The sequence below is a fragment of the Sunxiuqinia sp. genome (assembly GCF_055140945.1).
This window is the reverse complement of sequence record NZ_JBSQYS010000068.1, coordinates 1-11,985: the sequence shown is the minus strand read 5'-3', so window position 1 is coordinate 11,985 and position 11,985 is coordinate 1. Positions and strand designations below refer to the sequence as shown.

General features: G+C 37.9%; 15 protein-coding genes. All 15 read left to right on the top strand.

Annotation, left to right across the window (positions count from 1 at the left end):
* The coding region (locus ACTB00_RS19405; RefSeq protein ID WP_463301565.1) for a hypothetical protein at positions 1-544 on the top strand (544 nt) is incomplete at its 5' end.
* An 87-nt stretch (positions 545-631) separates the two neighbouring features.
* A complete protein-coding gene (locus tag ACTB00_RS19400; RefSeq protein ID WP_463301564.1) occupies positions 632-1,063 on the top strand; it encodes a DUF5606 family protein in 432 nt (143 codons plus the stop codon).
* A gap of 98 nt (positions 1,064-1,161) precedes the next feature.
* The gene (locus ACTB00_RS19395; RefSeq protein ID WP_463301563.1) at positions 1,162-2,043 is read left to right on the top strand and encodes a fructosamine kinase family protein; all 882 of its coding nucleotides are present in this window, start codon (positions 1,162-1,164) and stop codon (positions 2,041-2,043) included.
* Between the two features lie 115 nt (positions 2,044-2,158).
* The gene (gene lipA, locus ACTB00_RS19390; RefSeq protein WP_463301562.1) at positions 2,159-3,022 is read left to right on the top strand and encodes a lipoyl synthase; all 864 of its coding nucleotides are present in this window, start codon (positions 2,159-2,161) and stop codon (positions 3,020-3,022) included.
* Positions 3,023-3,034: 12 nt separating this feature from the next.
* On the top strand, positions 3,035-3,685 hold the full coding sequence (locus tag ACTB00_RS19385) for a ferredoxin--NADP reductase (RefSeq protein ID WP_463301561.1): 651 nt from the start codon (positions 3,035-3,037) through the stop codon (positions 3,683-3,685).
* A 79-nt stretch (positions 3,686-3,764) separates the two neighbouring features.
* On the top strand, positions 3,765-3,977 hold the full coding sequence (locus tag ACTB00_RS19380; protein WP_463301560.1) for a hypothetical protein: 213 nt from the start codon (positions 3,765-3,767) through the stop codon (positions 3,975-3,977).
* 51 nt (positions 3,978-4,028) lie between these two features.
* Entirely contained in the window at positions 4,029-4,427 is a 399-nt protein-coding gene (locus tag ACTB00_RS19375) for a B3/B4 domain-containing protein (protein WP_463301559.1), read from the top strand.
* A gap of 4 nt (positions 4,428-4,431) precedes the next feature.
* Positions 4,432-4,983 (top strand): 1-acyl-sn-glycerol-3-phosphate acyltransferase, encoded by a 552-nt coding sequence (locus ACTB00_RS19370; RefSeq protein ID WP_463301558.1) that lies wholly within the window; start codon positions 4,432-4,434, stop codon positions 4,981-4,983.
* Between the two features lie 37 nt (positions 4,984-5,020).
* Positions 5,021-5,803 (top strand): amidohydrolase, encoded by a 783-nt coding sequence (locus ACTB00_RS19365; RefSeq protein WP_463301557.1) that lies wholly within the window; start codon positions 5,021-5,023, stop codon positions 5,801-5,803.
* Between the two features lie 294 nt (positions 5,804-6,097).
* Positions 6,098-6,484 (top strand): BlaI/MecI/CopY family transcriptional regulator, encoded by a 387-nt coding sequence (locus ACTB00_RS19360; protein ID WP_463301556.1) that lies wholly within the window; start codon positions 6,098-6,100, stop codon positions 6,482-6,484.
* Positions 6,477-7,973, top strand: a complete 1,497-nt coding sequence (locus ACTB00_RS19355; protein ID WP_463301555.1) for a TonB family protein — start codon at positions 6,477-6,479, stop codon at positions 7,971-7,973. The genes ACTB00_RS19360 and ACTB00_RS19355 overlap by 8 nt, the downstream gene beginning before the upstream one ends.
* Before the next feature lie 85 nt (positions 7,974-8,058).
* Positions 8,059-8,796: an energy transducer TonB gene (locus ACTB00_RS19350; RefSeq protein ID WP_463301554.1), complete on the top strand. Its 738-nt coding sequence runs from the start codon at positions 8,059-8,061 to the stop codon at positions 8,794-8,796.
* A 50-nt stretch (positions 8,797-8,846) separates the two neighbouring features.
* Positions 8,847-10,088 (top strand): tetratricopeptide repeat protein, encoded by a 1,242-nt coding sequence (locus ACTB00_RS19345; RefSeq protein WP_463301553.1) that lies wholly within the window; start codon positions 8,847-8,849, stop codon positions 10,086-10,088.
* A 207-nt stretch (positions 10,089-10,295) separates the two neighbouring features.
* The gene (locus ACTB00_RS19340) at positions 10,296-10,880 is read left to right on the top strand and encodes an RNA polymerase sigma factor (protein ID WP_463301552.1); all 585 of its coding nucleotides are present in this window, start codon (positions 10,296-10,298) and stop codon (positions 10,878-10,880) included.
* Between the two features lie 80 nt (positions 10,881-10,960).
* Positions 10,961-11,971, top strand: coding sequence for a FecR family protein (locus ACTB00_RS19335; protein WP_463301551.1), 1,011 nt, complete (start codon positions 10,961-10,963; stop codon positions 11,969-11,971).
* Positions 11,972-11,985: the final 14 nt, after the last annotated feature.

Genomic DNA, 11,985 nt, shown 5'->3' with positions numbered 1-11,985 from the left:
AAAGGAGTTGGAGGCCTTGGAATACTATCGTACCCACTATCAGGATCAGCCAGACATTGCCGGTGTAAATACCCGGTTGTTTGAAATTTACGCCTCCATTAATCAACGCGAAAAAGCCATCGAACTTTGGCCTGAAATGAGCCTTGAAAACAAGCAAGATGAAAATCATCTGGATGCCTATTTTTCGATGCAGAAACAATTGGATAATGAGTCAGAGGCTGATTCAGCAGCCCAAGCGTTAGTGGCAATTAATCCGATGCACGTTGAAGCATTAAAGTGGCTGGGAACAAAATATTATCATCAGGCAGAAGATCGCTATCAACGCGAAATGAAAGCTTATCAGAAAAACAAAACTCATATGCAACACCTAAAATTAACTCAGGAGTTAAAAAAAGTGACAGCAGAATTTCAACAGGCAGCCAAATACTTTAAAGCCTTGTGGGAAATTGACCATGATCCGAAATATGCTACTTATTTGGTTAATATTTACACTCGTTTTGAAGACTCAAAAACAGCTGACTATTACAGGAAATATCTAAAGTAATTTATTGTGTGACCATAAATAGAGGGTGTATTTGGAACTAATCCTTCGAAAATATTATCTTCGCCGACGTTTTAAAATTGAAATTGTATGTTAAAGGGAATTATGTCTATAGCAGGTCAGCCAGGCCTATTTAAACTGGTAGCTGAAGCAAAAAACAGCATTATTGTAGAATCACTCGTAACCGGCAAACGAATGCCGGCTTACTCTACTGCAAAAATCAGTGCATTGGAGGATATTGCGATCTTTACTGAAACTAGTGAAGTTCCTCTAAAAGATGTATTGAAAAGTATTAGTGAAAAGGAAAATGGAGCAGCAGTAGCCAAAATTGGCTCAGGAAATGAGTTGAAAGCTTACTTCGAAGAAATACTTCCGGAATACGATAAGGATCGTGTTTATGTGTCTGATATGAAAAAAATCATTCAGTGGTACAATCTACTCCATAGCAAGGAATTGTTGAACTTTGAAGAAGAAGAAGAAACAAGCGACGCTGAAATCAACGAAGAGGAAAAGAACGCTTAATTTCCATTTCGTTTGCTATAAAAAATTGAAGTAGTAAATCATGCTTTTTTAACAAAGCCGGTTTGCTACTTTTTTTTATTATGCTGAAATTTGTTTGCATGGAGCAAAAAATAATCAGCCAAATTATTGAAGAATTTCAAAACAAGTTTGAAGAGGAACTTATCATCAAAAACAGGCAATCTGTTGGTGGTGGGTGCATTAGCAACAGCTTGTTGTTGGAAACAAACCGTGGAGATTTTTTCTTAAAATGGAACAGCAGCACTCCTCATGATTTATTTATTCGCGAGGCCGAAGCGCTGGAAGAGCTAGGTAAAGCAGAGTTAGCAGATCTAATTATTCCCAAGCCTATTCTCGCAAAAGAAGGTGATGAACTTCCGGGGTATTTGCTGATGGATTTTTTGCCCGCTGGACATACTTCATCTCAAGATGAAAAATTGGGCTTCGGATTGGCTCAGTTGCATCGTAAAACCAATGACTCTTTTGGTTTTTATCATGATAATTATTGCGGGGTAACCGAGCAAGATAATCGATGGAATAATAGCTGGATTGATTTTTTCGGACAACAGCGAGTGATGTATTTGGTTGATAAGATTGAAAGAACCCGCTCGCTTTCTTCAACAGAAAAAGACACTTACACCAAATTAGTTGAACGTTTACCCGAGTTAATCCCATCCAATTCTGAAGCTTCGTTGATTCACGGTGACTTATGGTCGGGCAATTATTTATATACCGAAAAAGGCCCCGCTCTGATCGATCCGGCTTCGTGCTATGCCGACCGGGAAATGGAATTGTCGATCATGACGATGTTTGGCGGTTTTTCGCAAACGACCTGGGACTCCTATCAAAACGAGTATCCATTAAATCCAGGATGGGAAGAACGGGTGCAGCTTTATCAAATATATCACATCCTAAATCACTACTATTTATTTGGCGGATCATACGGTAGCCAGGCTCTTCGCATTGCAAAACAATACTTGTAATCGGCCATTCGAAAAATATTGGCGACACCTTTTCAAACTTTAAAAAAAGAGAAATCTCAACTTTTTTTAAACAAGCTTTTGTCTTTAACGTTTATAGGTCAAAACTTATTTACAGATGGCAGAGATTAAGGAGAAAGGGGAGCGATTACCTCGATGGATGAAATCCCAGCTTCCCAGTGGCGAGAACTACTCGAAAGTTAAACGATTAATAGGCGAACACAAATTAAACACGATATGTACAAGCGGTAATTGCCCAAACAAAGGGGAGTGCTGGAATGCCGGCACAGCCAGCTTTATGATTTTGGGTGACAAATGTACCCGCAATTGCCGATTTTGTTATGTGAAAAATTTGATACCTGATCCAGTTGATTGGGAAGAACCACAACGCCTGGCTGAGACGATTAAAACCTTGGAGTTAAAACACTGCGTAATTACATCGGTCGACCGCGATGACCTGCCGGATGGCGGTGCCAGGTTTTGGGCAACAACAATTAAAGCAATCAAGAAATTGAGTCCGAAAACAACCATTGAAACGCTGATTCCTGATTTTCATGCCAAAAAGGAGTTGGTGCAACAAGTTATTGATGCCAAGCCTGAGGTGATTTCACACAACCTGGAAACAGTGAAACGACTGACACCAAAAATTAGGAGTACGGCGCGTTATGATCGTAGCTTGAAAGTAATATCGTACATCGCCGAAGCTGGAATAGTTGCCAAATCAGGCATTATGCTGGGGCTTGGCGAAACTCCGGAAGAAGTGCTTGAAGCAATGGACGACCTGAAAGAAGCCGGATGCAAAGTACTTACTTTAGGACAATACCTGCAGCCAGCACCAAATCTGATGAAGGTTGTGGAGTACGTCACCCCCGAACAGTTTGAAATCTATAGAAAAGAAGCCTATAAAAGAGGATTCCGCTATGTCGAGAGCAGCCCATTGGTTCGCTCATCCTATCATGCGGAAAGGCACGTGAATGCCTGAAAAATTTAGCTTATGGAAAAGAATTTACACGCGGTTCAGGAGATTGAGACCTTAACTCCTGAAACCTTTCTCATTCACCTTGATCGAAATAAATTTAGTTTTAAACCCGGCCAGTATGCTGTTCTCCGAAACCCGGAAACAGGAGAGGGACGGGAGTATTCAATCTACAGTTCCGAAAAGGAAGATCGCTTATCCTTTTTAGTTCGTGAAATTAAGGATGGTGATTTTTCACGATATCTGAGGTATCTGAAAGTCGGTAGTTCAATTGAAATAGAAGGTCCACGAGGCTTTTTTATTTTAGATGACCAGTCAGTTGGAGATGCGCCGGTTTTATTTATCGCTACGGGTACCGGAATAAGTCCATTTCATTCGTTTGCAACAAGCTACACCAATCTGAACTATCATCTGCTGCACGGTGTTCATTTTGCTGATGAAGCTTATGGTAGCGATGCTTTTTGCCCAAACCGTATTTGCTTGTGTACCTCTCGCGAAGATAAGGGCAATTATTTTGGTCGGGTAACCTATTATTTGAGAGAGAATAAGGTGGCTGAAAATACCATTTGCTACCTGTGTGGTAACTCTGAAATGATTGAAGAAGTGACCTCTATTTTAGAAAACTATGGTGTTGCTCCAGAGAATATTCGCACCGAAGTGTTTTTTTAGTCTCAATAGTTCCGGCATTTTAGTTTAAACTTAGCTTCATTTCTTATTTTTGTTTTCATGCGATTACAAATAAAGTATCATGATTAACATTGATATTCATGAAGAACTGAAGCAAGCTTGTCCACAAATCCATCTCTCATGTATTTTTTGCGATGTGGAAGTCCAAGCCCCAAGCAGTCAACTGTGGGAGCTAATTAATCAAAAATGTGATGAAATAGCTACTACTTTAGAAGTTGGAAACATTCGGCATAACCATGCAATTGCAGCGGCCCGCGAAGCATATAAAGCCTGAGGGAAAGATCCGGCACGTTACCGACTTTCAGCGGAAGCTCTCTTGCGCCGGGTGGTAAAAGGAAACGGACTTTATCAAATTAATAATGTTGTCGATTTACTGAACTTGGTTTCTATAAGTACCTGTTTTTCAATTGGGGGCTACGATTATAATCGGATTGACGGAAATATCCAGATGGGGATTGGAAAAGCCGATGAGCCATACAAAGGACTGGGAAGGGGCGAATTAAATATTGAAGGAATGCCTGTTTTTCGCGACGCGCAAGGTGCTTTTGGAACTTCAACATCCGATTCGGTTCGCACTGGGGTGTCCGATCAAACCAAGCAATTTTTAATGATTATCGTATCGTATAATGGCAATCATCTTTTAAAAGAAGCCACACAGCTAGCTATTGAATTTTTGGCAACTTTTGCGTCAGCAAAAAAAATTCAACAAAAATTGATCAGCTAACAAAATGAGATGGATTTGTAAGTTTCTCTTGAGGCTGTGGGGCTGGAAAACGGTGAACGGTGTAATGCCCCATGAAAAGGCCATTATCATTGGTGTTCCGCATACCAGTGTATGGGATTTCGTAATTTCCTATTTGTATTACACATCCGCTGGAGGAGTGGCCAACATTGTCATTAAAAAGGAATTTTTCTTTTGGCCTATGGGCTATTTTCTTCGAAAAATGGGAGCTATCCCGATTGACCGTTCCAAAGGAGTAACAGTGGTCAAGCAGATTATCAATGAAATGAACAGCCGCGAAGTGATGCATTTGGCTATTACGCCAGAAGGAACTCGCAAGGCTAATAAACGCTGGAAAGCTGGTTTTCATGCAATTGCTAAGGCAACAGGAGCAACCGTTTATTTGGGCTTTTTTGACTTCGGACGAAAAGAAGTTGGCTGGTTGGAGACCTTGGAGTTGACCGATGATGCTCAAGCTGACATCGAACGAATGAAAGCCTATTACCGTAAAAAAGGAGTGATTGGGAAACATCCTGATCAGTTTACAGCTGAAGATTAGAAAAAATCTTAAATTCGCTATCTAACAGATGCAAATTATGTCTGACGAAAAATTACATATTTCTCTTATCCAATGCGACTTATCTTGGGAGAAACCAACAGATAACCGCAGACATCTCCAGAATCTTCTGGCAGATTTACCGAAGGAAACCGACTTGGTTGTTTTTCCTGAAATGTTTGCCACTGGTTTTAGCATGAATGTTACTAAATGTGCTGAAGTGATGGATGGTGAATCTGTCAGTTGGATGAAAGAGATGGCTAAGGAAAACCAAACCGTCATTAGTGGTAGCCTGATGATACGGGAAAGCAATTCATTCTACAACCGTTTTATATTTGCATTTCCCGATGGAAAACTGGAGTATTACGACAAACGACACCTGTTTTCAATGGGAGAGGAGCATATCCATTTTACTCCAGGCCAGGAACGCAAGATTTTTAAAATTAAGTCATTTCGTATTTTGCCATTAGTGTGTTACGATTTGCGTTTCCCTGTTTTTAGCCGAAACCGAGATGATTATGATTTAATGATCAATGTTGCTAATTGGCCTGGCCCGCGCCGACAGGTTTGGGATATCCTTTTAAAAGCCCGTGCCATCGAAAACCAAGCCTACGTTGCAGGCATCAACCGAATTGGTTCCGATGCTAAAGGGATTAATTACCTGGGTGACACCTGTGTGATTGACCCAAAAGGAAAAATAATGCAGCTTGGTGAGGAAAAGCAAAAACAAATTGTATCAGCCAAACTCTCGAAAGACTCATTAGAGCGTTTCCGAAAGAACTTTCCGGTGTTGCCCGATGCTGACGATTTTCAATTATTATAGTCCGTCAACGACTAATTAATCAGGTATTTAGTCGTATTCTCATATTCATTTCGGCACAATAACTAAGCATTTAGTTTGAAAACTAAAATATTAGTTATAGATTTAAAATGTCAAATTATAAAATCTATAGAAATGAATCGAATAAGAAAAATGAGCTTTCTATTTCTAATAAGGAATAAAAGTGATCCGTCAAAGTGAATATTTTTTTCAGTACGATAACTAAAAAATTAGTTAAAAAACTATCGGTTTAGTTATCTTTGGTTTGATATTTGTATCGCATTAAATTTTAATTGGATGAAAGAACTAACAAAAGCAGAAGAACAAGTGATGCAATTGCTTTGGACACTAGAAAAAGCATTTGTGAAAGATTTGATTGAACAGATGCCTGAGCCCAAACCGGCATACAATACAGTATCAACAATCGTTCGAATACTTGAGAAAAAAGGATTTGTTGGTTATGAAGCTTTTGGTAAAACTCACCGGTATTTTCCATTAATGAGTAAAAAAGAATACACGCGGAAGTACATGAAGAATTTTATGAAAGGCTATTTCAGCAATTCATTTAAGGAAATGGTTTCATTTTTTGCACGCGAAGATAATATGAGTATAGCTGAGCTTGAGGAGCTAATGAAAGAAGTAGGAGAGGATCTTGAAAATAAAAAAAACATAGGCGATGAATAGTTTTATCAATTACATTTTAGAGTCGGGCATCAGTCTTGGAGCTCTTTCGTTGGTGTATTTTGTGTTTTTACGCCGTGAAACGTTTTTCAAAATCAATCGTTTGTTTTTGCTTTTCGCAATTCTGTTTTCAAGTGTTCTGCCACTGCTCCATTTAAAAGTTTATAGCGCCGGAGATCAATTGCTATTAGCAACACGGCAAGGAACAAATATGCTGGATGCAATTACTGTTAATGGTTCCGAACTATCACATTCCATCGTGAGTTGGATTACCACCAATCAGTTAATTTTGGCCAGCTACATTGCTGGAGCACTTATTATTACCTTACTTGGCATCGTTCGGATTTCTCAGGTCTTCCGTATTATTAAAAAAGGCCAGCTCGTAAAAAGAAATGGAATCAAATACGTTTATATCGATGACAATTCAAGCCCGTATTCTTTCCTCGATTATTTGTTTGTAAGCCGAAAACTGGAGTCGACTCCCGGTTGGGAGAAAATGCTTGCACACGAAAGCGAACATATTCGCCAGGGACACACGGTGGATATCTTAATACTTGAGTTGATTAGTATTTTTCAATGGTTTAATCCATTCTTCTGGTTACTCAGAAGGGTGATTAAAGAAAACCATGAATTTATGGCCGATCACGCAGTATTAAATAATGGGGTGGAAACCAGTCAGTATAAAAAAATTCTGGTCTCCCAGTTTATTGGTAGTCAATTTTCAATTGCCAATAATTTCAATTCTTCTTTAATAAAATCAAGACTTAAAATGATGACAAAAATAAAATCTTCAAAAAAAGCGAAATTCAGATATTTATCAGGAATTATTATGACTGTTGCCTTAGTTCTGGTTTTTGCCTGCGAAAATAAGGAAACTGCAATTGTAGAGCCTGAAACTGGCGTTCAAATAAAGTCAGTATCAGGAGAACAGCCATTGGTGTTAATTGACGGTGAAATGGCCGATATGGACGCGATGGAAAAACTAGATCCAGCCAGCATTGAGTCCGTTAATGTGGTAAAAGAAAAACTGGAGCTCTACACTCAGGAATATGGTGATCTCGCTCAAAATGGGGTCATCGAAATAAACTTAAAGTCTGGAACTACCGATGCTAAAAATGAGTCTTCGAAGGACGTGACAGTAGTTGCTTATGGAAGTGAGTCTGATGAGCAGGATGCCGATGTTTTCAATATTGTGGAAGAAATGCCTGAATTCCCGGGCGGGGATTTGGCGTTACGGAAATTTATTGCGAAGAACGTCCAGTATCCGACGCAGGCAATAACTAATAAGTATACTGGTAAAGTATATGTTAGCTTTGTAGTTGAAAAAGATGGAACTGTGGGGCGTGCGAAAATCGCCCGCGGAGTTACTCCTTCATTGGATGCTGAAGCCATAAGGGTAGTCAAAAAATTACCCAATTGGAAGCCGGGTAAACAAAGAGGACAAGCTGTAGCTGTTTCATTCACTGTGCCAATAAATTTTGTACTCCAATAATAATTTAGGACTTCCAATAAAATGGAAGTCCTTTTTTCAATCGCCAATAATTTCAATTCTTCTTTAATAAAATCAAGACTTAGAAATGATGACAAAAATAAAATCTTCGAAAAAAGCGAAAGTTCGGTCCATGGTTGGAGTAGCTGTGGTTGTTGCCCTTTTGTTAGTTTTTGCTTGTGAAAACAAACAAGACAAGATTGAACATTTTAATAATATAGAAAACGAACTTCAACTAAAATTAGGTTCAAACGAGCAATTTCTAGTATTGATTGATGGTGAAATAGCGGACAAAGATGCGATGATGAAGTTATCGCCAGATAATATTAAATTAGTAAATATTATTAATGAGAACCTAGACAGTTTAGTCTCTAAATACGGAGATATAGCCCAAAAAGGGATTGTCGAAATAATGCTAAAATCTGCTGATACGAATACGAATATTCAAAAGAATCAAATTGATGAATTGGCAGTTGTTGGTTTTAGTAATCAAACAAAATTAATTTATGATGATGTTGTAGATTCCGCAGAGATTATGCCAGAGTTTTCTGGAGGCGATTTGGCTTTAAGGAAATTTATTACTGATATTATTCGGTATCCGATTGATGCAATGTACTATAGTATTCAAGGTAAGGTATTTGTCAGTTTTGTCATTGAAAAAGATGGTTCAGTTGGAAGGGTTCGGATTGCACAAGGCGTTGATCCCTTATTGGATCTGGAGGCGATAAGGGTGGTAAAATCCCTTCCTAAATGGAAGCCAGGCGTTACCAGTGGAAAACCAATTCCGGTATCATATACAATACCAATAAACTTTGTACTTCAATAATAATTTAGGACTTCCAATATTGTAAGTCCATTTTTCAATCGCATCAAAACATGTTTAAACAACTAGTTCTTCTTTTTTTTACATTAATTCCATTTGTCGGAATTGCTCAAAATAAAATTGATTTATTGCTTTTAAATCAAGAGTACTCCAATGCCATTGAGCAAATCGACAAGCAATTAAATACATCCAAAACCGGAGAGTTATACTTCAAAAAAAGTTTGGCACATCAAAAATTGATGGACTATCCGGCAGCAGTGGGCAATTTAACTCAGGCATTAAATCTGGATTCTGAAAATGTGAAATACCTCACAACCCGTGCTGATTTGATGCAGGCAATGGGAAATTACGGAAATGCTGTTGTCGATTTTCAGCATGCCCTGCAGCTACAGCCTGAAAATTTGTTGTTGAAATATGAATGCGGCAAGTCGCTATTATATCTGAACGAATATCAAAAAGCTTACCTCAAGTTTAAAGAAATACAGGCTGTCGACTCAACCAATGTCATGTATAATAAATACAGCGCACTCGCTGCGTTTAAAGTTGATTCATTGAAACAGGCTATTAAATTGTACGGCAACTATCTGCAACAAAATCCGAATGACTTAAGCGCATATTTAAATCTGTCCAAAGCATACGAAAAGCTGAAGGATAAAGATAAGATGATGTTGACCTTGTACCGGGCCGGAAATCAATTTCCAAATAACAGAGCCGTCCATTTAAAAACTGCAAATGCTTCATTTGAAAACAAGGATTTTCAAATGGCTCAGAGGCTATACTATCAATACATGTCTAAATACGATACACTAATTCCGGTTCTGTTGAATTATGGTATTTGTTTGTATCACAACAAATACACCGAGGATGCCATTGAAATTCTGGAGGAGGTTTATTCGGTAGCTCCAAACGATGTCTACGTCAATTTCTACTTAGGAGTGTCTCATAAGCGACTTGATCATTATAAACTAGCGGCCAACTATCTGGATTTTGCCATCTACATCTCAATTCCCGAATTTCATCCAGAAATGTATCACCATTTAGCACAAGTTTATGGTTCGCAGCGGGAGTTTGAAAAATCTATTGAATGTTATAAAAAGGCCTATGAATTAGATTCAAGAAAAGTGGAAGTGCTATTCGAAATTGCGACCACTTATGAAGAATACAATTTCAATAAAACACTAGCTTTAAATTACTACCAACAATATTTGCAAGAAGCGGGAGAAGGAGCTAAAAGTGCAGATTACGCTCTGGAACGCTTAAAACGAATTAAAGAAGAACTTTTCTTTAGAGAATAAATAAATGGAATTCAGCGTATTTTTTCGATAAGCTTATTTATCATGTGTGTGGGAATTACCTCAATAACAAGAAGGTAAATTCAATCTTTGTTATCCAAAGTCAGGAATAGCATTTAACGACTATTTATTAATTGGAGTGATCCGCTTTGTTCGATAATTTATTCTAATTTAGTGTTAGAATAAAACCAAGAGCAACCTCTTCACCTGATGGATAAAAATCTCGATTCTGAAATCTGGCGCCGTTTTAAACAGGGAGACAAGAATGCGTTTTCCTATATATTCGATACCTATCATATGCAAATGTTTGAATATGGGCATCGATTGACCTCTGATGAAAGCTTTATTAAAGATTGTATTCAGGACGTTTTTTTCGAATTGGCATCAAAAAAAGACAAACTTTCATCCACCAACAATATTTTATTCTATCTGCTAAAATCACTTCGTATTCGCATTTTTACGAACCTCCGAAAAAATAAAAATGTTAGTGCTGATTTTAATGACGATTTATTGGCCGACTTTCGTTTAGAATACACTGCAGACGTGGATACCGAAGAAAAGGAATTGAGATTAGATCAACTTGCTCAAGCCCTTAATCAGCTTCCTACGCGTCAAAAAGAAACGATATTCCTGAAGTTTTACAAAAATCTTTCAAACTCCGAAGTTGCTGAACTGATGGGGGTAAATTACCAATCAGTTGGCAATGCTATTCAGAAGGCAATCAGTAAATTAAGAGACATTATTGATTCGGATCAAGATTCAATTATCTTATTTTTTCAAACACACATCCGATAACATGTTCTACAGCATGATTTTTTGAAGGGTATATTTTCGCCTCATTCGCTTTTTAGGGTACACAAGCAATAAAAAGCGAAATGGGAAAAGACATTGAAGATAGATTATTCGACAAGAAATTTCGGAGTGAAGTTTCGAAAGAATCGCTGAAAGATTATAAGCAATTAAAGCAAAAAGATTCTGATTCAGCTTTGGCTTTATTGGTTTCCTATATTTTAAAATTCAAAAAAAAGGACATAAAAGCTTCCCACGTTGGAGCTTCCGAATTTGACCAAATAAAACATGAAGCACTAAATATTTACAATAGAAAGCACTCTGCAAAAGTCTTTTCTATTCGCAATTTCCAGATTGCGGCTGCAGCTTCCATTTTATTGATTTTTGGAGTTTCAACCTATTTAATGGGAGAGTATCATTTGTTTAGTGGTTTCAATTCTCAAAATGATGTGATTGAAATTGCAACATCAAAAGGACAACAATCTGAATTAACCTTGCCCGATGGAACTTTTGTTGCCTTGAATTATGACTCTAAATTGAAATATCACTTAGCGAATAGCAACGCCTTGCAGGAAGTTGAATTAGTTGGCGAAGCCTTTTTTAAAGTCACAAAAAATAAAGCACGCACATTCCGAGTCATCACAAAAGATATGAACGTGAATGTTTTAGGAACCGAGTTCAATGTAAAAGCTTACGAAGATGACCGGAAAACTGAAACTGTTTTGGTGGAAGGAAGTGTGGAGATTGACCATATCACGGCAAACAATAAACCGGTTATTCTAAAACCGGGCGACAAATGGACTTTCGATAAAATCAGCCATAAACATGCAATTCTACGTACCGATGCCAACTTAACGAAACGCTGGATAACCGGCGAACACTATTTCGACAAAATAACTCTTGGCGAATTGGCTAAAACGCTCGAACGCATGTACAAAGTTGAAATTCGATTTAAAGATTCCAGTCTGAAAAATGAAATCTACTCAGGGAGTGTCTATCAGGATGAAGCAATTGAGGAACTCTTTGATGTCATCAAGTTAACAATTGCCATTAACATTGAAAAAAATGAAGATGAAATATGGATAAGTAAAAAATAAAAACCCGTGTAGAT